General features: G+C 71.1%; 21 protein-coding genes. 16 read left to right on the plus strand and 5 right to left on the minus strand.

Annotation, left to right across the window (positions count from 1 at the left end; genetic code table 11):
* Positions 1-65: 65 nt before the first annotated feature.
* From KZI27_RS05685 to KZI27_RS05700, 4 genes are all read left to right on the plus strand, one after another.
* On the plus strand, positions 66-1,439 hold the full coding sequence (locus tag KZI27_RS05685) for an MFS transporter (RefSeq protein WP_222659809.1): 1,374 nt from the start codon (positions 66-68) through the stop codon (positions 1,437-1,439).
* Positions 1,440-1,530: 91 nt separating this feature from the next.
* On the plus strand, positions 1,531-2,958 hold the full coding sequence (glmU, locus tag KZI27_RS05690) for a bifunctional UDP-N-acetylglucosamine diphosphorylase/glucosamine-1-phosphate N-acetyltransferase GlmU (RefSeq protein WP_222659811.1): 1,428 nt from the start codon (positions 1,531-1,533) through the stop codon (positions 2,956-2,958).
* Positions 2,959-3,019: 61 nt separating this feature from the next.
* Positions 3,020-3,997 carry a ribose-phosphate diphosphokinase gene (locus KZI27_RS05695; RefSeq protein WP_123313244.1) on the plus strand — a complete coding sequence of 326 codons (978 nt, stop codon included), beginning with the start codon at positions 3,020-3,022 and terminating at the stop codon, positions 3,995-3,997.
* Positions 3,994-4,773: a putative protein N(5)-glutamine methyltransferase gene (locus KZI27_RS05700; protein ID WP_222659813.1), complete on the plus strand. Its 780-nt coding sequence runs from the start codon at positions 3,994-3,996 to the stop codon at positions 4,771-4,773. Before KZI27_RS05695 ends, KZI27_RS05700 begins: the two co-directional genes overlap by 4 nt.
* Before the next feature lie 161 nt (positions 4,774-4,934).
* Here the strand turns inward: KZI27_RS05700 and KZI27_RS05705 are convergent, their stop codons facing one another.
* Positions 4,935-6,560, minus strand: a complete 1,626-nt coding sequence (locus tag KZI27_RS05705) for a molybdopterin-dependent oxidoreductase (protein WP_315971210.1) — start codon at positions 6,558-6,560, stop codon at positions 4,935-4,937.
* A gap of 107 nt (positions 6,561-6,667) precedes the next feature.
* On the opposite strand from KZI27_RS05705, the gene KZI27_RS05710 reads away from it, so the two are divergent.
* Complete coding sequence (locus KZI27_RS05710) at positions 6,668-7,375, plus strand: hypothetical protein (RefSeq protein WP_222659815.1); 708 nt, start codon at positions 6,668-6,670, stop codon at positions 7,373-7,375.
* 78 nt (positions 7,376-7,453) lie between these two features.
* Here the strand turns inward: KZI27_RS05710 and gndA are convergent, their stop codons facing one another.
* Positions 7,454-8,911 (minus strand): NADP-dependent phosphogluconate dehydrogenase, encoded by a 1,458-nt coding sequence (gndA, locus tag KZI27_RS05715; protein WP_222659817.1) that lies wholly within the window; start codon positions 8,909-8,911, stop codon positions 7,454-7,456.
* A gap of 109 nt (positions 8,912-9,020) precedes the next feature.
* Between gndA and KZI27_RS05720 the strand changes: the two genes are divergently transcribed.
* From KZI27_RS05720 to KZI27_RS05730, 3 genes are all read left to right on the plus strand, one after another.
* Positions 9,021-9,560, plus strand: a complete 540-nt coding sequence (locus KZI27_RS05720; RefSeq protein ID WP_222659819.1) for a gluconokinase — start codon at positions 9,021-9,023, stop codon at positions 9,558-9,560.
* A 184-nt stretch (positions 9,561-9,744) separates the two neighbouring features.
* Positions 9,745-9,948 (plus strand): hypothetical protein, encoded by a 204-nt coding sequence (locus KZI27_RS05725; RefSeq protein WP_222659820.1) that lies wholly within the window; start codon positions 9,745-9,747, stop codon positions 9,946-9,948.
* Positions 9,945-10,322, plus strand: coding sequence for a type II toxin-antitoxin system death-on-curing family toxin (locus KZI27_RS05730; protein ID WP_222659822.1), 378 nt, complete (start codon positions 9,945-9,947; stop codon positions 10,320-10,322). Before KZI27_RS05725 ends, KZI27_RS05730 begins: the two co-directional genes overlap by 4 nt.
* Positions 10,323-10,413: 91 nt before the next feature.
* Here KZI27_RS05730 and KZI27_RS05735 read toward each other — a convergent pair whose 3' ends face one another.
* The 3 genes from KZI27_RS05735 to KZI27_RS05745 all read right to left on the minus strand — a co-directional run bounded on the left by KZI27_RS05735 (position 10,414) and on the right by KZI27_RS05745 (position 13,780).
* Positions 10,414-11,010 (minus strand): class I SAM-dependent methyltransferase, encoded by a 597-nt coding sequence (locus KZI27_RS05735; RefSeq protein ID WP_222659824.1) that lies wholly within the window; start codon positions 11,008-11,010, stop codon positions 10,414-10,416.
* 165 nt (positions 11,011-11,175) lie between these two features.
* The gene (uxaC, locus tag KZI27_RS05740) at positions 11,176-12,609 is read right to left on the minus strand and encodes a glucuronate isomerase (RefSeq protein ID WP_222659826.1); all 1,434 of its coding nucleotides are present in this window, start codon (positions 12,607-12,609) and stop codon (positions 11,176-11,178) included.
* A 109-nt stretch (positions 12,610-12,718) separates the two neighbouring features.
* Positions 12,719-13,780, minus strand: a complete 1,062-nt coding sequence (locus tag KZI27_RS05745) for a LacI family DNA-binding transcriptional regulator (protein ID WP_410004022.1) — start codon at positions 13,778-13,780, stop codon at positions 12,719-12,721.
* Positions 13,781-13,902: 122 nt separating this feature from the next.
* Here KZI27_RS05745 and KZI27_RS05750 point away from each other — a divergent pair, with 122 nt between their 5' ends.
* The 8 genes from KZI27_RS05750 to manD all read left to right on the plus strand — a co-directional run bounded on the left by KZI27_RS05750 (position 13,903) and on the right by manD (position 22,885).
* Positions 13,903-15,261: an ABC transporter substrate-binding protein gene (locus KZI27_RS05750; protein WP_222659828.1), complete on the plus strand. Its 1,359-nt coding sequence runs from the start codon at positions 13,903-13,905 to the stop codon at positions 15,259-15,261.
* Complete coding sequence (locus KZI27_RS05755) at positions 15,261-16,283, plus strand: carbohydrate ABC transporter permease (protein ID WP_222659830.1); 1,023 nt, start codon at positions 15,261-15,263, stop codon at positions 16,281-16,283. Before KZI27_RS05750 ends, KZI27_RS05755 begins: the two co-directional genes overlap by 1 nt.
* Complete coding sequence (locus KZI27_RS05760; RefSeq protein ID WP_222659832.1) at positions 16,280-17,239, plus strand: carbohydrate ABC transporter permease; 960 nt, start codon at positions 16,280-16,282, stop codon at positions 17,237-17,239. Before KZI27_RS05755 ends, KZI27_RS05760 begins: the two co-directional genes overlap by 4 nt.
* A gap of 85 nt (positions 17,240-17,324) precedes the next feature.
* Positions 17,325-18,164: a sugar phosphate isomerase/epimerase family protein gene (locus tag KZI27_RS05765; protein WP_222659834.1), complete on the plus strand. Its 840-nt coding sequence runs from the start codon at positions 17,325-17,327 to the stop codon at positions 18,162-18,164.
* Positions 18,161-19,366 carry a Gfo/Idh/MocA family protein gene (locus KZI27_RS05770; RefSeq protein ID WP_222659836.1) on the plus strand — a complete coding sequence of 402 codons (1,206 nt, stop codon included), beginning with the start codon at positions 18,161-18,163 and terminating at the stop codon, positions 19,364-19,366. Before KZI27_RS05765 ends, KZI27_RS05770 begins: the two co-directional genes overlap by 4 nt.
* Complete coding sequence (locus KZI27_RS05775) at positions 19,363-20,250, plus strand: sugar phosphate isomerase/epimerase family protein (RefSeq protein WP_222659838.1); 888 nt, start codon at positions 19,363-19,365, stop codon at positions 20,248-20,250. Before KZI27_RS05770 ends, KZI27_RS05775 begins: the two co-directional genes overlap by 4 nt.
* Positions 20,247-21,536: a mannitol dehydrogenase family protein gene (locus KZI27_RS05780; RefSeq protein WP_222659840.1), complete on the plus strand. Its 1,290-nt coding sequence runs from the start codon at positions 20,247-20,249 to the stop codon at positions 21,534-21,536. The genes KZI27_RS05775 and KZI27_RS05780 overlap by 4 nt, the downstream gene beginning before the upstream one ends.
* On the plus strand, positions 21,533-22,885 hold the full coding sequence (gene manD, locus KZI27_RS05785) for a D-mannonate dehydratase ManD (protein ID WP_261784112.1): 1,353 nt from the start codon (positions 21,533-21,535) through the stop codon (positions 22,883-22,885). The genes KZI27_RS05780 and manD overlap by 4 nt, the downstream gene beginning before the upstream one ends.

A 22,885-nucleotide genomic window follows, 5' to 3' on the forward strand; every position in this document is an offset into this window, starting at 1 on the left:
CCAACCCGGCACGTGACCCGGAACGGGGCCACCGCTGCGTCACCGGGACGCGCTACGGTTCGCGCATGACCGCTTCTCCGGCCGCCGTTGTGCCGCAGCGCACCGACCGGCGCGCGCTCGTCTCCTGGGCGCTCTGGGACTGGGGATCCGCGGCGTTCAACGCCGTCGTCACCACCTTCGTCTTCAGCACCTACCTGGCGAGCCGGGCGTTCGTCGACCCGGCGCGGGTGGCCGACACCTCCGCCGCCGGCAAGGCGTTCGTGGAGCGCGAGCTCGCCCACAACGCCGCGGTGGTCTCCACGGCGCTGACGATCGCCGGCATCGTCGTCGCGCTCGTCGCCCCGGCGATCGGGCGCCTGGCGGACTCGTCCGGGCACCGGCGCCGGTCCGTCCTCATCGCCACGATCGGCATCGTCCTGTCCATCGGCGGCATGGTGTTCGTCGCGCCGAGCCAGCCGTACCTGGTGCTCGGGGCCGCGTTGCTCGGTATCGGCACGGTCGCGTACGAGATCGCGAGCGTCGGCTACAACGCCATGATCGGGCAGATCGCGTCGGGGGAACGGACCGGACGGGTCTCCGCGATCGGGTGGGCCGCCGGCTACTTCGGCGGCATCGTGCTGCTCGTGGTGCTGCTCGTCCTCTGCATCCAGGACTTCCGGGGCGACGGTGTCGTCGGCGGGCTCCTGCAGCTGCCCGCAACCGTCGCGACCGGACAGTGGGACGTCCGCGTCGCGATCGGCATCGCCGCCGTGTGGCTCGCGGTCAGCTCGATCCCGCTCTTCATCGTGGTGCCCGACGCCGCGCCCGATCCGCGCGGGACCGGTGGCGTGCTCGGCGCCTACCGCGACCTGGGGCGTGACATCGCCCGGCTCTGGCGCGAACGGCGCAACGTGCTCGCGTTCCTGCTCGCCAGCGCGGTCTTCCGCGACGGTGTCGGCGCGGTCTTCACGTTCGGCGGCATCATCGCGGCCCAGGTGTTCGGCTTCAGCGCATCGCAGGTCATCCTGTTCGCCATCGCCGCGAACGTCGTCGCCGGAGTCGCCACCTTCGTGTCCGGACGGCTCGACGACCGGTTCGGCTCGCGTGCGCTCATCATGGTGTCGCTGATCGGCCTCGCCGCCTGCGGACTCGGCGTACTCGCCGCGGGGACGCGGACCGAGTGGTTCTGGGTGCTCGGGCTGACCCTGGCGCTGTTCGTCGGACCCGTGCAGTCGTCGTCGCGGGCGTACCTGGCGCGGCTGGCGACACCCGGCCGCGAGGGCGAGCTCTTCGGCCTCTACGCCACCACCGGCCGGGCGGCGTCGTTCCTGGCGCCGGCGCTGTTCGGCGTCGCCGTGACGATCGGCGGCTCGACGCGCTTCGGCATCCTCGGGATCGTGGTGGTGCTCGTCGCGGGGCTGGTGCTCATGGCGTTCGTGAAGCCCGAGCCCCGGACGTAGGCGGTCCCGCACCGCTGCGGTTGTGCGCATCGTTGTGCACAGCGCCGCGGTTCCGTCGAACTCCGCAGCGCGGGTGCGCCAGGATGGACCCATGACCGACCAGCGCATCGCCGTCGTCGTCCTCGCCGCCGGGCAGGGCACGCGCATGAAGTCGTCCACGCCCAAGGTGCTGCACCGGCTCGCCGGGCTGCCGCTCATCGCCCACGTCCTGCGGACGGCGTCGTCCCTCGGGCCGGAACACGTCGCGGTGGTCGTCCGGCACGAGCGTGACCTCGTCGCAGCGGAGATCACCGAGCGCGCGCCCGACGCCATCATCGTCGACCAGGACGACGTCCCCGGCACCGGTCGCGCGGTCGAGGTCGCGGTCCAGGCGCTCCCCGCCGACTTCGACGGTGCCGTCGTGGTGCTCTCCGGCGACGTTCCGTTGCTCGATGCGGCGTCGCTCCGCCTGCTCGTCGACGCGCACGCCCGTGGCGGCAACGGGGCGACCTTCGTCAGTGCGATCGCCCCGGACCCGACCGGCCTCGGACGGATCGTGCGTGACGCCGACGGCGCGTTCACCGGGGTCGTCGAGCACAAGGACGCGACGGTCGAACAGCTTGCCATCGCCGAGGCGAACGCGGGCATCTACGCGTTCGACGTGACGCACCTCCGCGCGGTCCTGCCGTCGCTCACCACGGCGAACGCGCAGGGCGAGAAGTACATCACCGACGCCCCCGCGCTGATCAGCGACCGAGGTGGGCGCATCGACGTGGTCACCCTGACGGACTCGTGGCTCGTCGCCGGCATCAACGACCGCGCGCAGCTCTCCGATGCCGCACGCGAGCTCAACGCCCGCATCGTCCGCCGACACCAGCTCGCCGGCGTCACCGTGCAGGACCCGGCGACCACCTGGATCGACCTCGACGTCTCGATCGAGGCGGACGCCGAGGTCCTGCCCGGCACCCAGCTCCTCGGAGCGACCGCGATCGCCGCCGGTGCCGTGGTCGGGCCGGACACGACGCTGCGCGACACCGAGGTCGGTGCCGGGGCGACGGTGAACCGGGTCGACGCCACCCTCGCGGTCATCGGCGACGGCGCCTCGGTGGGGCCGTTCGCGTACCTGCGTCCGGGCACGATCCTCGGCGACCAGGGCAAGATCGGCACCTTCGTCGAGACGAAGAACGCGAAGATCGGCCGTGGCAGCAAGGTCCCGCACCTGTCCTACATCGGCGACGCCGAGGTGGGCGAGGACTCGAACATCGGCGCGAACACGATCACCGCGAACTACGACGGCGTGCACAAGCACCGGACCGAGGTCGGCTCGAACGTCCGCACCGGCTCGCACAACGTCTTCGTCGCCCCGGTTAGGATTGGTGACGGCGCGTACACGGGTGCCGGGACGACGGTCCGCAAGGACGTCCCGGCCGGATCGCTCGCGATCAGCTACGCCCCACAGCGCAACACCGACGGATGGGTCGAGGAACACCGACCCGGCACACCGGCGGCCGAGGCTGCTCGGCACGCGAACGGCGAATAGATCCTGGCGACCACCGGTCGTCGACATCGACCCCACACGGGTCAGGGAGTGAGCACCGCACTTGTCCGGAATCAAGACAACCGGCCAGAAACGACTCGTCCTCGTCTCGGGGCGAGCACACCCGGCGCTCTCCGCCGAGATCGCAGAGGAACTCGGCGTCGACCTGGTCCCCACCGACGCCCGGACCTTCGCGAACGGTGAGCTGTACGTCCGGTTCGACGAGTCGGTCCGCGGATGCGACGCGTTCGTCATCCAGTCGCACACGGCACCGATCAACGAGTGGCTCATGGAGCAGCTCATCATCGTCGACGCGCTGAAGCGGGCCTCGGCGAAGCGCATCACCGTCGTCGCGCCCTTCTACCCGTACGCCCGTCAGGACAAGAAGGGCCGCGGTCGCGAGCCGATCTCGGCCCGCCTCGTCGCCGACCTGTTCAAGGCCGCCGGCGCGCACCGGATCATGAGCGTCGACCTGCACGCCGCCCAGATCCAGGGCTTCTTCGACGGCCCGGTGGACCACCTCTTCGCCATGCCGGTGCTGCTCGAGCACTTCAAGGAGATCCTCGACCCGTCGATCCTGACGGTCGTGTCCCCGGACATGGGCCGCGTCCGCGTCGCCGACATCTGGTCCGAGAAGCTCGGTGCGCCCCTCGCCATCATCCACAAGCGCCGCGACCCGCTGGTCCCGAACCAGGTGACGGTGCACGAGATCGTCGGCGACGTCTCCGGCCGCTGGTGCCTGCTGGTCGACGACCTGATCGACACCGGGCGCACGATCGCCAAGGCTGCCGAGGCGCTGAAGGAGGCCGGCGCGATCGGCGTCGTCGTCGCCGCGACGCACGCGGTGTTCTCCGACCCGGCCACCGAGCTGCTGCAGAGCGAGTTCATCGACCGCGTCGTCGTGACCGACACCCTGCCGGTGCCGGTTGAGAAGCGTTGGGACCGTCTCGAGATCCTGCCGATCGCCCCGCTCCTGGCCCGCGCCATCCACGAGGTCTTCGACGACGGTTCCGTCACGTCGATGTTCGACGGCGCCGCTTGACCCATCCCGCGCGTGACGCCCTCGCGGCCCGACTCCGGGCCGCGGGGAGCGTCTTCGCCGAGGACGAAGCCGACCTGCTCCTCGAAGCAGGAGCCGGTGAGCCCGTCCGGCTGCGCTCGCTCGTCCAGCGTCGCCTGGCCGGTGAGCCGCTCGAGTACGTGCTCGGGTGGGCCGCATTCGACGGACACCGCATCCGGGTGACCCCCGGGGTCTTCGTGCCGCGTGCCCGCACGGCCGTCGTCGTCGAGCAGGCTGCGCGTCGGCTGCAGCGCTACGACCGCGTGGTCGATCTGTGCTGCGGCGCCGGCGCGATCTCGGTGGCGTTGTTCGGCCGGGTCGGCGCACTCGACCTCGTGGCCACGGACATCGACCCGGACGCCGTCGACGTCGCGGCCGAGAACATCGGCGACCGTGGGATCGTCGTCGTCGGTGACCTGTTCGCGCCGCTGCCGGATCGGTTCCGTGGCACGGTCGACGTCGTCGCGGTGAACGCCCCCTACGTCCCGACGGCATCGATCGCGATGATGCCGGTCGAAGCACGGGAGCACGAGCACCGCGTCGCGCTCGACGGTGGGGCAGACGGCCTCGACCTGCACCGGCGGATCGCCGCGGGAGCGGGGGAGTGGTTGCGCCCCGGTGGTTCGGTCGTGATCGAGGTGTCCGTGACGCAGGCAGATGCATCGGTCGCGGCGTTCGTGGCCGCCGGGTTCTCGGCGGTGGTCGAGCAGGACGACGAGGTCGACGGCACCTGCGTCGTCGCGACGCTCCCCGCCTGACCCGACGAGCGACCCGCACTGCCGGCTCGCTCGCTCAGGGGCCGCGACACGCCGCTCAGGTTCGCCGAGGTGACACAGATGGCCGTTCGAACGCTCGACATGCCGAGATTTCGGAACCTCGGCGACACGCAGACGGCGGGTCGCACGCCGCCCGGCCCGCGCTACTTCGCGTCCACCGTCACCGTGGCCCACCCCGTCGCACCGTTCGGCGCTGGTGGCCGTTCGACGCTCGTCTGCACTTCGCCGTCGGCGCTCACCGCGCGGACCTCGATCCGGTGCGACCCGGCGGTCGGCGTCCACCGCAGCACCCACTGGCGCCAGGTGTCCGCCGACACCGACTCGGCGAGCTCCGCCTGCTGCCACGCGCCTGAGCCGACGCGGACCTGTACGGCCTTCACCCCGGTGTGCGGCTGCCAGGCGACCCCGGCGATGGCGACCTGCTCGCGGACCGTGACGGTCGTCCCGTTCCGCGGGGTGTCGATGCGGGACTCGAGCTTCACGGGCCCGCGTTCCGACCAGCCGCGCGGCGTCCAGTAGCCCTGCGCGTCGGCGAAGCGCGTGACCTCCATCTCGGTCACCCACTTCGTCGCCGACACGTAGCCGAACAGCCCGGGCACGACCATCCGCGCGGGGAACCCGTGCTCGGTCGGCAGTGGTTCCCCGTTCATCCCGATGGCGAGCAGAGCATCCGTGCCCTCGTCCTGCAGCACGTCGAGCGGCGTCCCGGCGGTGAACCCGTCGATGCTGCGGGACAGCACCATGTCGGCGTCCCCGGTCGGCTTCGCGCGCGCCAGGAGCTCCCGGATCGGGTACCCGAGCCAGAGCGCGTTGCCGATCAGGTCACCACCGACCTCGTTCGACACGCAGCTCAGCGTGGCCATGTGCTCTTCGAGCGGCAGTGCCAGCAGTTCGTCCCACGTCAGCGTCACCTCGTGCTCGACGGCGCCGTGGATGCGCAGGCTCCAGTCGGCCGGGTCGATCGACGGGACGCGCAGCGCGGTGTCGATCCGGTAGAAGTCGGCGTTCGGCGTGACGTACGGCGTGATCCCGTCGACGTCGAGCGAGGCACCGCCCGGCACCGCCGGTGCGGGCGTCGCCGCCGCGGGTAGCCGGACGGCTCGTCGAGCAGCGGCGACCGCCTGCATCGCGGACGACCCCACCCTGGAGGCAGTGCCCACCACGACCGCCACCGCTGCGGTCGCGACGCCCCAGACCAGGAACGCGCGGCGCTCGGCCGAGGCAGGTCGCGGTGACGCCGACGGGACGGCCGCGGCGGCCTCCCAGCGCCGGAGCCGACGGAGCAGCAGCCGCAGGGTGATCACGGCGGCGGCGACGCCGAAGACGGTCGGGGCGCCGTCGAACGTGCCGCTGCCGGACCGGGTGCTGACCGCGATGAGTGCGAGCACCCCGCCGACGGCGAAGACGAGTGCTCCGACGGGCGGACGAGCGCGTTCGAGGACCCCGGCACCGGCGCTGATCGCGGCGACCAGGACGGTCATGAGCACGAAGAGCGCGACCTTGTCGCCGGTGCCGAACAGGGCGACCATCAGGTTCTTGGCGCCCGCGGGTGCGAGGTCGATCACGGCCGACCCCACGGCCACCAGCGGGCTGCCGGCACCACCGAGGAGCAGCGCGCCGAACTCGGCGATCCCGAGGAAGGCCGCGGCAGCCACGAGCCCGACGGCCGCTGCCAGGACCGCGGGCCGGCGCAGCGGGACGCCGGCCGTGCGCTGGTCCGTCGATGGGTCGCCCGGCGCCGGGACGTCCGTGGTGCGTTCGGTGGTCACCGCCCGAGCGTAGGTCGCCCGCCCGCTCGTGGCCTGTACGTGCGGTTCCCCGGGCGTTCACCGACGCCGGCCAGCAGCTGCCGACCGGGTCGTGCGAGGATCGGGGTGTGCCGAGGCGTCCAGATCCCGTTCCGCGCCCCGGCCGCGCCCGCCGCCCCGAGCGCACGCCGATGTCGGCCGCGCAGCGGCTGTCCACGTTGCGGTGGGTGATCGTCGGCATCTGGGCGGCGCTCGTCACCGCACGGGTCGTCGTCGTCTCCACGGCGCCCGAGGTCGATCTGTCCTGGTTCGGGATCGTCGAGTTCGGTGCGATCGCGCTGGGCGTCACGGTCATCGTGGTGGCGGTCGTCCGCGCCGCTGCGGTGCGACGCCGACAGGCCGACGAGGCCCTCGCGCTCGCCATCCGCCGCATCGACCCCACCGTCTGGCTCGTCCCGGCGGCTCCGACGACCGAACTGCGTGACGCGATCGCCGAGGTCCGCCCCGAGGCGAGCCTCGGTCCGCGGGTGACCTGGGCATTCGGGGCGACCGAGGCGTCCCTGTGGGAACTCGAGGACCGCAAGGCCACCCGGTTGCTCGTGATCCGGTGGAGCCGGGTCGTGCACGTCGGGATCGAGGACGTCCACGGAGACGGCGACCGCGCCGACGGTCGACGGGCGTGCGCGGTCGCGATCCACTACGTCCGGCCGGACGACACCCCCGCGGTCGCGACCTTCTTCGTGCGGACCGCTCCCGGCGCCCGTCGACTGCTCGGCCGCGGGCCGCGGTTGGACCGGCTCGTCGCCGACCTCGCACGCGAGCGCATCGTCGCCTGAACCGAGCCGACCGCGGTCGGACGTGGGAAGGGCCCCGCCGATCGGCGGGGCCCTTCGAGGGTGCGGTCGTGCCGCGGTCTAGTGGGTGGACGGTTCCTGGTCGACCTCGCGGCGGTCGTCGTCGGACCACAGCGTGTGGAAGGTGCCGTCCTTGTCGATGCGCTGGTACGTGTGCGCCCCGAAGAAGTCGCGCTGCCCCTGGATGAGCGAGGCGGGCAGCCGCTCGGACGCGAGCGAGTCGAAGTACGACAGCGCCGACGAGAAGCCCGGAGCGGGGATCCCCGACGCGGCGGCGATCCCGACGATGCGACGCCAGGCGGCTTCGCCCTCCTGCACGGCGTTCGCGAAGTACGGGTCCACCAGCAGCGACTCGAGCGAGGGGTTCTCGTCGTACGCCTCGACGATGCGGTTGAGGAACTGTGCGCGGATGATGCAGCCGCCCCGCCAGATCTTCGCCACGTTGCCGAGGTTGATGTCCCAGCCGTACTCCTTGGCCCCGGCGATGATCAGGTCGAAGCCCTGCGCGTAGGCGACGACCTTGGAGGCGTAGAGCGCCGCACGGACGTCGTCCTCGAAGCCGTCGGGGACCTCGGCGATGTCGGGTCGGTCCGGGAACGCCTGCTGCACGGCGGCACGCTGCGACGGCTTCGACGACACCGCGCGGGCGAACACCGCTTCGCCGATGCCGGAGACCGGGATGCCGAGACCGACCGCGTTCTGCACGGTCCACACGCCGGTGCCCTTGGAGCCCGCTTCGTCGCGGATGACGTCGACGAGCGGCTTGCCCGAGTCGGCGTCGCGCTGCTTCAGGACCTCGACCGTGATCTCGATGAGGTAGGACTCGAGGTCGCCGCCGTTCCACTCCTGGAACACCTTGACCAGGTCCTCGACGGAGAGCCCCCCGACGCGGCGGAGCAGGTCGTAGGACTCGGCGATGAGCTGCATGTCGGCGTACTCGATGCCGTTGTGCACCATCTTCACGAAGTGCCCGGCGCCGTCGGTGCCGATGTGGGTCACGCAGGGCTCGCCCTCGGCGACCGCCGCGATCGACTTCAGGATCGGCCCGAGGGTCTCCCAGGCTTCCTTCGAGCCGCCGGGCATGATCGACGGACCCTTGAGCGCGCCCTCTTCACCACCGGAGATGCCCGTGCCGACGAAGTTGAGACCCTTCTCGCGCAGGTCGTGCTCACGCCGGATCGTGTCGTGGAAGTTGGCGTTGCCGCCGTCGACGATGATGTCGCCTTCCTCGAACTTCTCGGCGAGCTGCGAGATCACCGCGTCGGTGCCCTTGCCGGCCTGCACCATGATGATCGCCGTGCGCGGCTTCGAGAGCGAGGCGACGAAGCCGTCGAGGTCCTCGGACGCGATGAAGCCGGCGTCGCCGTGCTCCTTGATGAGTTCTTCGGTGCGGGCGTAGGTGCGGTTGTACACCGCGACCGTGTTGCCCTCACGCGACGCGAGGTTGCGTGCGAGGTTCGACCCCATGACGGCGAGGCCGATGACCCCGATGTTCGCCTGACCAGTGCTGTCTGCCACGTCGTCTCCTTCGTCCGGACGTGAGACCAACCTACGGTCGGCGCCCTGGGACCGCACGGGTGTTACGGCAACTGGGGACCACTGTTCACCCCGTCAATACTGTGGAGGGATGACCGACACCGCTGTCCTCCCACCCGTCCTCGTCATGGGCGTCTCCGGTTCCGGCAAGTCCACGATCGGGCAGGCGCTCGCCGACGCGCTCGCCGAGCAGGGCCAGCCGACCGTCTTCGTCGACGCCGACGACCTGCACCCGGCCGCGAACAAGGAGAAGATGCGGCAGGGCATCCCGCTCACCGACGACGACCGCTGGCCGTGGCTCGACGCCTGCGCCGCGCGCATCGCCGCCGTCGAGGCGTCCGGGAGCCGCTGCGTGATGGCCAACTCGGCCCTCAAGCGCGTCTACCGCGATCGGCTCCGGCAGTCGGCACCGAGCCTCGTCATCGCGTTCCTGGACGGCTCGCACGACCTCATCGCCGAGCGGCAGGCGCACCGGCAGCACGAGTACATGCCGTCGTCGCTGCTCGACTCCCAGTTCGCGACGCTCGAACGGCCGCAGTCCGACGAGGCCGCCGTCGACGTCTCCATCGACGGGCCGGTCGACGACACGGTGACGACGATCCTCGCGGCGCTGTCGGTCACTTCCGGCTGAGCGCGACTCCTCCACAGCCAGGTCCTCGTCAGAGATGGTCCACAGAGTCGCCCCCGCGGGTCATCGTCGAGCTGCGACCCCGACATCCTCGTTCCATGACAGAGGACCGTGCACCGATCGATCGAAGAGTGGGTCCATGCGACTGATCGACGGCCCTGGTATCACCACTGATACCATCATGCAGATGGCGATGACACTTCGACTCGACGATGCTGAGGCGGCTGCGCTCCGAACCCGGGCCGACCTCGAAGACCGATCAATGCAGGACGTCGCTCGGGAAGCGATCCGCGAGTACATCGAGCACCACAGCCGACGGGACCTCATCGACGGGGTCATCGACCGCGAGTTGCCGAACTTCGCCGAGGCGCTCGAGCGACTCGGACGATGATCTACCTGACGATCGACGAAGCGCTGCACATCGCTCGGCGGACGTTGGGGGCTGACTTCGTCATCCGAGATGCCGGACTCCTCGAGGCCGCGGTGGCGCGACCGGCGACCTCGGTCGGTGGACGCGATGCCTATCCGTCCCTGCTCGAGAAGGCCGCAGCGCTCGTGCACTCCGCGGTTCGGAACCACGCACTCGTCGACGGCAACAAACGATCGGGGCTCATGCTGCTGGTGGTGTTCCTCGGAGTGAACGGCCGTCGGTTGCAGGCGACGAACGACGAGGCGTACGACCTGATCATCGCGATCGCAGAGGGGGAGTTGGACGCGGTCGCGGACATCTCCGCAGTCCTGCACTCGCTGGATGCTGAAGCCTGAACGACGGCTTCAGCATCAACGACATGTCGATCGACGGCACCGTCACGACCACCACCGTCGCGCTCGTGGTCACAGCCGCGGCTGAGGCGCCTCACCGCCGTGTCGCGCGGATGGCAGCGTGCGGCCGCTGTCCCGGATCGACCCGGACCCGGACGTCCACCACGTCGAACCCGTGGTCGTCGAGGACCGCTGCCAGTGCGCTCGTCGGCCACCGGTACGCCGTGACGACCGCGTGGTCGAAGGACTCGATCGAGGGCCCCTCGAAGAACCCGACCAGCAGGCCGCCGCCCGGCCGGAGCACCCTGCGGAACTCGGCGAAGACCTCGCCGACGCAGGACGGATCGTGGTGGATCACGGAGTACCAGGCGAGCACCCCGTCGACGCTGCCGTCGTCGAGACCGGTGGACTCGATCGCGCCCAGGCGGAAGTCGACGCCGTCGTGCGCGCGTCGTGCCTGCTCGACGAAGGGTGCGACCGCGTCGATGCCGATCACCGCATGTCCACGATCCGCCAGGTGTGCGGCCCAGTGCCCCGGCCCGCACCCTGCGTCGAGGATGCGAGTGCCGGATCCGGACGCCCAGGCCTCGACCTGTGTCCGGTCCTCGTCGTGGACGGCCGACATCGATCCGAGGAGCTCGGCGTACTCGCCGGCACGGTCGCCGTACGCAGCGGTGACGTCGAGGTCCATCGTCCGACCGTACCGGCGTCGGTCGCGACCGGATCGGGCACGTCCACCTCAGTGACCCGGACCGACGGCCACCCGGCGCGCCCGACGCCCAGACCGCCGAAGCCGAGATCCGCTTCGCGCTGGAACGCGTCCGCTGCGGCACGGCCCCGGCCGAGGCCCGCACCCCTACAGCTTGAACGTCGCCCGCGGGATGTCGGACACGATGCGCCCCGCCGTGCGGACGGCGTCCTCCTCGGAGATCTCGTGCGTCACGACGAGCGACGCCAGGTACGCCGCATCCGCTCGCCGCGCCATGTCGTGCCGCGCGGGGATGGAGCAGTACGCACGGGTGTCGTCGATGAAGCCCGAGGTCTTCGTGAACGACGCCGAGTCGGTGATCGCGGAACGGTACCGCCCGATCGCCGCCGGGGTGTCGATGAACCACCACGGCGCACCGGCGTACACGGCGGGGTAGAAGCCGGCGAGCGGACCGATCTCGCGCGAGAACACGGTCTCGTCGACGGTGAAGAGCACGAGGTGGAAGCCCGGGGCGGTCCCGAAGGCCTCGAGCAACGGCCGCAGGGGCGTGGTGAACGAGCCGACGGCGGGCAGGTCGTGGCCGGTGTCCGGTCCGAACCGCTCGAGCGTCGGCGTGTGGTGGTTCCGGATCACGCCGGGGTGCAGCTGCATGACGAGGCCGTCCTCGACGCTCATCTCGGCCCAGCGGTAGAGCATGTCGTGCCGGTACGCGGTGGCGTCCTCTGTCGATACGTCGCCGCGGAGCGCCGCTGCGTGGATGCGCTCACGGTCGGCGACGGACAGGGGCGTGGACCCGGCGTCGAGCACCCCGGTGTCCGTGGCGGTCGCGCCGTGCTCGATGAAGTACTGGCGACGTGCGCGCAGTGCTGCCAACAGTCCTGCGTGGGTGCCCGTGTCGATGCCGGCGGCCTGTCCGACGGCATCGACCACGGGCCTCCAGTCCGGCCGGGTGGGGTCGAACACGGCGTCTGCGCGGAACGTGGGGACCACCCGGCCGGTGAACGCGGGGTCAGCGGCGAGCTGCGCGTGCGCGGCGAGGTCGTCGGCGGGGCCGTCGGTGGTGGCGAGGACCTCGATGCCGAAGGTGTCGAACAGCGCGCGCGGGCGGAAGGCGGGCGAAGCCAGCAGACCGGCGATGTGGTCGTACTGGGCGTCGGCGTTCGCCGCCGACGGCTGCTCCGTCAGTCCGAAGACGTCGTGCAGCTCGGTCTCGAACCAGTAGCGGACGGGGGTGCCGAGGGAGTCGTCCCAGTGGTCCGCCAGGTTCCGCCAGATGGCGCGACCGGGAGGCACGGGGCTGGTCCCCGACAGGTCGGCGCGTCCCAGCGCGGCCAGGTCCACCCCGTTCGCGTGCAGCAAGCGGAGCACGTAGTGGTCGGGCGTGATGAGCAGCGACGCCGGGTCGCTGAACGGCTGGTCCGCGGCGATGAGCGCCGCGTCGACGTGGCCGTGGGGAGAGATGATCGGTGCGTCCTTGACCGTGTCGTAGACGGTCCGTGCCACCCGGCGTGCTCCGGGGTCGGCGGGGAGCAGCCGGTCGGGGTGCGGGGCGAGACGGGTGGCGGTGCTGGTCTGGGTCATCATCGACTCCTTCGGGGACGGCGGGGACGGCGGGGACGGCGGGGACGGCGGGGACGGCGGGGACGGCGGGGACGGCGGGGACGGCGGGTGCTGCGGGCGAGCGCCGGCGTCAGGCGGGCGCGGGACCCGTCGACTCCCGCACGGTCAGGTGCGTGGGCAGTGCGACGGCGCCGGTCATGTGCTCACCGGGCAGCTCGTCGGCGGGGATCGCGCCGAGGCGGCCGAGCAGCATCCGGATCGCGACCCGGCCGGCGCGTTCGATCGGCGAGGTCATCGTGGTGAGCGGCGGGTTGCAGAAGTCGGCGCCGAAGATGTCGTCGCAGCCGACGATGCTCATGTCCTCGGGGACGCGGACGCCCCGTTCCCGCAGCCGCGCGAGCATCCCGATGGCGATCAGGTCGTTGAAGGCGATGCAGGCGGTGGCCCCGGCGTGCACGGCGGCGTCGGCGGCAGCGGCTCCGGAGTCGACGAAGGGCGCGTGCGGCCCGATGCGTGCGACGCGGACGCCGAGGCGCTTCGCGACGCGGACGAGCGCCTTCCACCGGCGTTCGTTCGACCACGAGCTGTCCGGACCGGCGACGTAGAGGACGTCGCGGTGGCCGAGGGAGACGAGGTGCTGCACCGCCTGCTCGACGCCGCCGGGGGTGTCGATGAGCACCGAGGGCACCCCCGCGGGGCGACGGTTCACGACGACGAGCGGGATGCGCTCGGCGAACCGGGCGATCTGCGCGTCGGACAGGCGGGACGCGGTGAGGACGACGCCGTCGGCCTTCGCGCCGATCGCGCTCAGGGTGGCGAGTTCGGCGTCGGCGGACTCCTCGGTGTCGACGAGCAACTGCGTCCAGCCGGCCCCGGCGAGCTGGTGCTGCGTGCCGCGGATGACGTCGAAGTAGAACGGGTTCGTGATGTCGGAGACGAGCACGGCCACGGCGCGGGTGCGACCGGAGGTCAGGGCGCGTGCCTGCGAGTTGGCGACGTAGCCGAGTTCGCGGGCCGCCCGCTGGATGCGTTCCTGCGTGCTGTGGTTCACGCGGTCGGGGAGCGAGAGTGCACGGGACACGGTCGACGGTGCCACGCCGGTCGCGTCGGCGATGTCCCGGATGGTCACGCGCCGGGCTGCGCTGAAACCCGCGCCGGAGGCGTCGCCGACGTCCGTATCTGTGCTGCTCACGAGCCCGAACGTATTCGCGTCTGGCAACAAGTGGCAACCGGTTGCCGGATGTTGCCAACGGCGGAACAGTGGTGCCACCGGGCAGCGCCGCCCGGAGGAGGTCTCGAGGAGGAAACCCCCGGATGAACAGGACACGGCTCAAGCCCCGCACTCTCGTCGGTGCCGTCGCGGTGATCGCCCTCACCGCTCTCTCCCTGCAGGGCTGCGCCGTCGTGAACGGCAGCGGCGACGACCCGAACACCCTCCGCGTGATGATGGGCGCGGACATCACGTACCCCGAGGAGCGCAAGCAGTGGCAGCAGGACACCGCCGCCGAGTTCAAGCGCACCACCGGCGCGGACATCCAGTGGGAGACCTACTCGTCCGCGCAGGAGGAACTGACCGCGATCCAGACCAGCGTCATCTCCGGTCAGGGCCCCGACGTCTACGCCATCGGCACCACGTTCACCCCGACCGCCTACGCCACCGGTGCCTTCGTCGAGATGGGGGCGAAGGAGTGGAAGGCCATCGGCGGCAAGGACCAGTTCGACCCGGCCTCGTTCGGCATCTCGGGTCCGAGCGACTCGCAGCAGATCGGGATCCCCTTCGCCAGCCGCCCGTTCGTCATGGCCGTCAACAAGGACCTGCTCGCGAAGGCCGGCATCACCGACATGCCGACCACGTGGGACGAACTCACCGAGGACGCGAAGGCCACGACCGGTGACGGCCGCCACGGCATGGCGATCGCCTACGCCGACGGTTTCGACCCGTGGAAGTTCGTGTGGGGCATGGCGCAGAACGCCGGCAACACCATCGTCTCGACGGACGGGAAGGCCGAGATCGACAGCGACGCCGTCGCGAACGCGTACCGGACCTACTTCGACTGGGTCACGAAGGACGGCGTCGTCGACAAGGCCGCGATCGGCTGGAACAACGCGCAGGCCCTCGCGCAGTTCACCGAGGGCAAGGCCGCGTTCTTCCCGATGACGACCACCACCGCGATCAACTCCTTCACGGACACGAAGGTCGACGGGAAGTACGAGTTCGCCCTGCTCCCCACCGTCCCACCGGGCGCGAGTGAACGCCCCGCCGACGGCATCGAGGCCGCGAGCATCCTGTCCGGCGACAACTGGGTCGTGGCCGACTACGGCACGAAGCAGGACCTGTCGTTCGACTTCGTCAAGCAGCTCAGCGCCCCGAAGGCCCAGCTCGAGTACTACGACCTGTTCGGCAACCTGCCGACGAACGCCGACGCCGCCGCACAGCTCGCGGCCGACAACCCGCAGCTGGGGCCGATCATCGACGCCGGCCGCCTGTCGAAGCCCACCGCCTTCACCGGCGCCTGGTCCGACATCCAGCTCGCCCTGGTCGACGTCGTCGTGCAGTCGATCCCGTCACTCAAGGGCGGCGAGGTCACCGACGACCAGCTCCGTGCGCGACTCGAAGCAGCGCAACGCGACGCCCAGTCCACCCTCGACCGTCAGAAGAACGGAGGTCTGTGATGACCAGCACGCAGACCCGGCCCCGCACCGACGCGGCGCCGCCGCGGCCCGTGCGCCCGGCCGGCAAGACGCCCCTGTACAAGAAGGAGCGTCCACTCTGGATGCTCATCCCCGGCGGCGTCCTCATGCTCGCCGTCATCGTGGTGCCGCTCCTGGTGGGCTTCTTCATCGCGATGCTCGACCTGGACCAGTACACACTGCGGCAGTGGTTCAGCGCCCCCTTCGTCGGCTTCGCGAACTTCACCGAGGCCTTCACGAACTCACCCCTGCTCCACTCGATCTGGATCTCGGTGTCGCTGTCCGTGCTCGTCACGGCGGTCACCGTCCCGATCGGCGTCGCGGCCGCGATCTCCACGCAGAACCGGTTCCCGGGGCGCGGCCTCGTCCGGTCGATCTACCTGATCCCCTACGTGCTGCCCGCGTTCGTCGTCGGCACCTTCTTCCGCACGATGCTGCAGCCGCAGGGCGTGGTGAACTCGATCCTGCACACCGACGTGCTGTGGCTGAACGGCTCCGCGTCCTACTGGGCGCTCGCCGGCGTGATGATCTGGACGAGCTGGCCGTTCGTCTACCTGCTGTCGCTGGCCGGGCTGCAGGCCGTGGACAACGAGGTGCACGAGGCCGCCGCGCTCGACGGGGTGACCTGGTGGGCGAAGCTGCGGTACATCATCTTCCCGTACCTGCGCGGACCGCTCAGCCTCGCGGTGATCATCGCGATCCTGCACAACATCAACAACTTCACGCTGCCGTTCGTGTTGTTCGGCATCCCGCTGCCGTCGAGCGTCGAGGTGATGCCCGTCCTGACGTACATCGCGAGCTTCCAGTCGTTCCGCTTCGGCCTGTCCGCGGCGATGGCGATCTGCTCGCTCGTCATCGTCGCCATCCCGCTGTTCGTCTACCTGCGAGCCGTCAAGCTCGACACCGGTGACGACGCCGGCCCCAACCGGAAGCAGCGCCGCGCCGACCGCGCCACGCTCGCCGCCGCCCCGACCGCCGCCGACATCGACGGAGCACGCGCATGACCACCCCGAGCACGTCCTTCAGCACCCGCACCCGCCCCACCGCGACGCTCACCGAGAGCATCACGGCCGGCAGCGGCGGGAGACGGAGCAAGCGTCCGTACGACACCGACGTCACCCGGCTCCTGCCCCGCTGGCTGCTCATCGTGGTGATCGCCGTCATCATCGCGTTCATCGCCGTCCCGGTCCTGTACATCCTGTTCGGTTCGGTGAACTCGGACGTCGCGGTCGCCCGCGGCGAGTACTTCCCGTCCGAGTTCACGCTGTCGAACTACGTCGAGATCTGGTCGACGGTCGCCCTCGGCGAGGGGCTGGTCAACTCGATGCTCACCGCCGGCGCGGTCGCCATCGCGAGTGCCGCGCTCGCCGTGTCCACGGCCTACGTGCTGGTCCGGTTCCGGTTCCTCGGGCGCCTGACCATCCTGCGCGGGCTCCTCGCGCTGCAGTCGATCCCCGGCACGCTCCTGCTGCTGCCCGTGTTCGTCGTCTTCTCGAACATCGCCAGCGCCACGGGCGTGCAGATCATCGGCACCCGCTGGGGCCTGTTCGTCACCTACCTGACGTTCGCCCTGCCGTTCTCGACCTGGGTGATGGTCACCTACCTGCGTGGCCTGCCGAAGGAACTCGAGGAAGCGGCGCGCATCGACGGTGCCTCGAGCACGAAGATCCTGACGAAGATCGTCATGCCGCTGTCGTGGCCCGGCATCGTCGTCTCCGCGATCTTCGCCTTCCTGCTCGGCTGGAACGACGTCCTGTTCTCCACGATCATGACGACCCCGAACACCCGGACGGTGGCCGTGGTCCTGCAGGTGCTCGGCACCACCCAGGAGGGCGGCGCGGTCCCGATCTACGGCCAGATGATGGCCGCCTCGATCGTCTGCGCGGTGCCGGTCGTCGCCCTGTACCTCATCTTCCAGCGCTACCTGGTGGGCGGTCTGACGGCCGGTTCCGTCAAGTGAGCGCGGCAGTCACCGCAACCCAGAACCGGACTGGAGGCCCGTGGCGGCCCCGCCACGTGCCTCCCGTCCGACACGAAAGGACACCATGACCGACCAGCCCACGTGGGAACTCTCCGGTTTCGGCGACGAGATCGACGCGGACCCCGTCGTCCAGGTCGCGGTCCTGCAGGCGCTCGGCGCGAGCGCCATCGAGGTCCGCAGCGCCTGGGGCGTGAACGTCGTCGACCTCGACGAGGACCAGCTCGCCGGACTGCACCGCCTGCTCGAGGAGCGAGGACAGACCGTGTCCGCCATCGCCTCGCCGATCGGCAAGGTCTCCGTCGACGAGCCCGTCGAACACGAGGTCGGACGCCTCGGCCGTGCGGTCGCCGCCGCGCACGCCCTCGGCACCACGAACATCCGGATCTTCTCGTTCTACTTCGAGGGCCGAGCGCCCGAGGACGTCCGCGACGACGTCCTCGTCCGGATGCGCGCCCTGGCCGACCTCGCCGCACGCGAGGGCGTGACCCTGCTGCACGAGAACGAGAAGGACATCTACGGCGACGTCCCCGCGCGCGTGCTCGACCTCGTCGAGAGCGTCGGGTCCACGGCACTCCGCCTGGCCTGGGACAATGCGAACTACGTGCAGTGCGGCGTCAAGCCGTTCACCGACGGGTGGGCGCAGCTCGCGCCCTACGTCGACTACCTGCAGGTCAAGGACGCGCTCGCCGCCGACTCGTCGGTGGTCCCCGCCGGCGAGGGCGACGGCGAGCTGCTCCAGACCCTCACCGCGCTGCGCGACGCCGGGTACTCCGGCTACGCCTCGCTCGAGCCGCACCTCAGCGACTTCACCTCCCTCGGCGGGTTCTCCGGCCCCGCGGCCTTCGGTCGCGCCGGTCGTGCCCTCCGCTCCCTCACCGACCAGATCGGAGTCACCCTGCGATGACCACCCCACTGAAGTTGGCAGTCGTCGGCGCCGGCGTCATCGGACGCCACCACGCCACGGTCGCCGTCCACCACCCGGACCTGCAGGTCGTCGCCCTCGTCGACGCGGTCCCCGCGGCCGCCACGAGCGCCGCCGACGAGGTCGAGGCGATGGGCGTCACCCGCCCCATCACGACGTCCACCATCGAGGAGGCGATCGAGCAGACCGACATCGACGTCGTCGCGATCTGCTCGCCGTCCGGCATGCACGTGCAGCTCGCCGAGGCCGCCCTGGCCGCCGGCAAGCACGTCGTCATCGAGAAGCCCCTCGACACCACGATGCCCCGCGCCCGGCAGATCGCCGCGCTCGCCGCGGCGGCCCGCGACCGTGGCCTGGTCACGAGTGTCATCAGTCAGCACCGGTTCGACCCGGCCTCGGCCGCCGTCGCCGCGGCCGCCCACGACGGCGGGTTCGGCACCGTGACCTCGGGCCTCGCGAGCGTGGCCTGGTACCGGTCGCAGGGCTACTACGACTCCGGCGACTGGCGCGGCACCTGGGCGCTCGACGGCGGCGGCGCGGTCATGAACCAGGGCGTGCACACCGTCGACCTGCTCGTCTGGGCGCTCGGCCGTCCGGTCGAGATCTCGGCGCAGACCGGGCTGCTCGCACACGACCGCATCGAGGTCGAGGACACCGCCGTCGCCACCGTCCGGTTCGCCGGCGGCGCGCTCGGCGTCATCCACTGCACGACCGCCGCGTACCCGGGGCTCTCCGCCCGCTACGCCGTGTACGGCACCCACGGGTCCGCGATCGTCGACGACGACCGCCTGGCCTACTTCCACATCGCACCCGACGCCGCCACCCTCGAGTCCGCGTCGACCACCGCGAACGCGTCGGCGGTCGCGGGTGCCGTCGACCAGAAGGACGACGTCGTCCCGCCGGAGCACGTCGTCGGCGGCCCCGCCGAGCCCGACCACTTCGCCGCCGGCCACGGTCGGCAGTACACCGACATCGTCGCCGCGATCCGCGAGGGCCGCGAGCCCGGCGTGACCGTCGACGCGGCCCTCGTGTCGCTCGCCACCGTCCGCGGGCTCTACGTCAGCGCGACGCTCGGGCAGCCCGTCCGGATCGACGACGTGATCGACGGGAAGTACGACGACGTGGTGCCCGTGGTCGGTGCCGCAGCAACGTCCGACACCGCGACCGAAGGAGCCACCCGATGAAGTTCTCCGTGTTCACCGCGTCCACCCCCGACTGGACCCCGTCGCAGGCCGCTTCGACGCTGGCCGACCAGGGCTGGGACGGCGTCGAGTGGCGCATCGTCGACGACCGCCCCGCGGACGGCACCGTCGTGCCCGCCGGTCGCTCGTTCTGGGCCGGCAACGACTCGACGTGGCAGTTCACCGGCATCCAGGACCAGGTCGGCGAGATCGCCCGGATCACCGACGCCGCCGGCCTCGAGTACTCCGGCATCGGCGGGTACCAGCAGGCGTCGGACCACGAGGGCGTCGAGACGATGCTCCGCGTCACGAGCGAGCTCGGCGCCCGGCAGGTCCGGGTCTCGATGCCGGTGTACCGGCAGGAGAAGGAACGCACCGGCGAGACGTACGGGCAGATCTTCGACCGCACCCGAGCCGACCTCGAGTGGGCGGTGACCCGGGCGACCGAGCTCGGCGTCAAGGCGCTCGTCGAGCTCCACCACATGACCATCACCCCCTCGGCCTCGGCGGCACTGCGACTCGTCGACGGCCTCGACCCGGAGCACGTCGGCGTCATCCACGACCTCGGCAACCTGGTCATCGAGGGGTACGAGGACCACCTCGCCGCCTTCGAGCTCCTCGGCCCCTACCTCGCCCACGCCCACGTGAAGAACGCACGCTGGGTCGACACCGGCGACACCCGGGCCGACGGCAGCACGATCTGGCAGCACGAGTGGGCACCGTTGCGCACCGGCCAGGCATCCGTGTCCGAGTACCTCGACGCCCTCCGCCAGGTCGGCTACGACGGGTGGGTCACCATCGAGGACTTCTCCACCGACCTGCCGCTCGAGGCCCGCACCGCCGACAACCTGGCGTACCTGCGGGCCCTCGTGCCGGTGTCGGCATGACCGACCGCCGACCGGGCATCGTGCACCTGGGGGTGGGCGCGTTCGCGCGCGCCCACCTCGCCTGGTACACGGCCCACACCACGGGGGAGCCGTGGGGCATCACCGCCTTCACCGGCCGCTCGCCCGCGGCGGCCGACGCGTTGTCCGCGCAGGACTGCCGGTACACGCTGGTCACCCGCACCGCGGCCGGCGACGACGCCGAGGTGGTCGACACGATCGTGGCCGCCCACGCGGGCAGCGACGACACGACCTGGAGGCACGTGGTCGCGTCGCCGGCGACGACCATCGTCACGCTGACGGTCACCGAGCAGGGCTACCGATCCGGTTCCGACGTCCCGGCTCGGTTGGTCGCGGGGCTCGACGCCCGGCGGACGGCCGGCGGCGGGCGCATCGCACTGGTCAGCCTCGACAACCTGACGCACAACGGCGCGGTGCTGCGCGAAGCCGTGCTGGGTGCCACCACGGACCCCGACCTGCGCGCGTGGATCGAGGCGAACGTCGCGTTCCCGTCGTCGATGGTGGACCGGATCACGCCCGCCACCACCGACGCCGACGTCGTGGGCCTCGCCGCCCTGCCGGGTGCGCTCGCCGGGGACCGGGTGCCGGTGGTCACCGAGCCGTTCGCGGAGTGGGTGCTCGAGGACCGCTTCGACGGCATCGACCGGCCCGCGTGGGAGACCGCCGGCGTGCGCATCGTCGACGACGTCACCCCGTACGAGCAGCGGAAGCTCTGGCTGCTGAACGGCTCGCACTCGCTGCTCGCGTACCTCGGGCTCCAGCGCGGGCACGAGACCGTCGCCGCGGCGATGGACGACCCGGTGTGCCGGGCCGCCGTCGAGCAGCTGTGGGACGAGGCCGCCCGCGAACTGCCGCTGCCCGCCCACGAGGTCGCCGCCGCCCGCGCCGCCCTCGTGGACCGGTTCGCGAACCCCCGCATCCGGCACACCCTGCGGCAGATCGCCTCCGGCGGGTCGCAGAAGCTGCCCGTCCGGGTCGTCGACGTCGTGCGGCACCGGCTCGAGCGCGACCCGTCCGCGGGCATCGGGCCCGGCGCCGCGACGGTGATCGCAGCGTGGTGGCTCCAGGTCACGACGCAGCCGGAGCTCGTGGACGACGACGGAGCCCCCGGGGCAGACTCGGACGTGCACGACGTGCTGCGCGGCATCGCCCCCGACCTCGACACCACCGACGTGGTCGACGCGATCACCGCGGCGGCCGACGACATCCGGGCGGCGAGCACCGCCGCACGCACCACCAGCAGCACCGACGAAGGAGTCCACGCATGACCGACACCACCACGAACCCCGCGGCCCCGGTGCCGGGCGCCGCCGACACCGGCGCGGCGACGGGGCAGACCTCCGGGCGTCCGGACACGTGGGCGTCGGCCGACCGCGGCCAGCTCATCGAGCGCGCCGAGGTCATCGTCACCAGCCCGAACCGGAACTTCGTGACGCTGAAGATCACGACCGCCGACGGCGTCACCGGCCTCGGCGACGCGACGTTGAACGGCCGCGAGCTCGGCGTCGCCGCCTACCTGTCCGAGCACGTCGTGCCGCTGCTGATCGGCCGCGACGCCAGCCGCATCGAGGACGCCTGGCAGTTCCTCTACCGCTCGTCGTACTGGCGCCGCGGGCCCGTCACGATGGCCGCCATCGCATCCGTCGACATGGCGCTCTGGGACATCAAGGCCAAGGTCGCCGGCATGCCGCTGTACCAGCTGCTCGGCGGGGCCTCGCGCACCGGGCTGATGGCGTACGGGCACGCCTCGGGCAAGGAACTCCCCGAACTGTTCGACTCGATCCGCGAACACCAGGAGGAGGGCTACCGCTCGATCCGTGTGCAGACCGGTGTCCCGGGCCTCGAGAGCATCTACGGCATCGCCTCGAACAAGACCACCGAGGGCAACGAGGGCGTCCGGTACGACTTCGAGCCGGCGCAGCGCGGAGCCTTCCCCGCCATGGAGGACTGGGACACCCGCGCCTACCTCCGGCACGTGCCCACTGTGTTCGAAGCCGTCCGCAACGAGTTCGGACCCGAACTGCCGCTGCTGCACGACGGTCACCACCGGATGACCCCGCTGCAGGCCGCGAAGCTCGGCAAGTCGCTCGAGCCGTACGACCTGTTCTGGCTCGAGGACTGCACGCCGGCCGAGAACCAGGAAGCCCTGAAGCTCGTCCGGCAGCACACCACCACACCGCTCGCGATCGGCGAGGTCTTCAACACCATCTGGGACTTCAAGGACATCATCCGCGACCAGCTCATCGACTACGTCCGCGGGGCCGTCACGCACATGGGCGGCATCTCCCCGCTCCGGAAGACGATGGACTACGCCGCGATGTACCAGGTCAAGTCCGGATTCCACGGGCCGACCGACATCTCGCCCGTCGGCCTCGCCGCGCAGATGCACCTCGGGATGGCGATCCACAACTTCGGCATCCAGGAGTACATGCAGCACGGGCCGCAGACGAACCAGGTGTTCCAGCAGACCTTCACCTTCACGGACGGCTACCTGCACCCCGGTGACGAGCCCGGCCTCGGGGTCAGCCTCGACGTCGACGAGGCCGGCAAGTACCCGTACGAGCAGGCCTACCTGCCGTTCAACCGTCTGGCCGACGGCACCGTCCACGACTGGTAG

Origin of the sequence: Curtobacterium sp. TC1, from assembly GCF_019844075.1 — a bacterium.
Lineage (GTDB): Bacteria > Actinomycetota > Actinomycetes > Actinomycetales > Microbacteriaceae > Curtobacterium.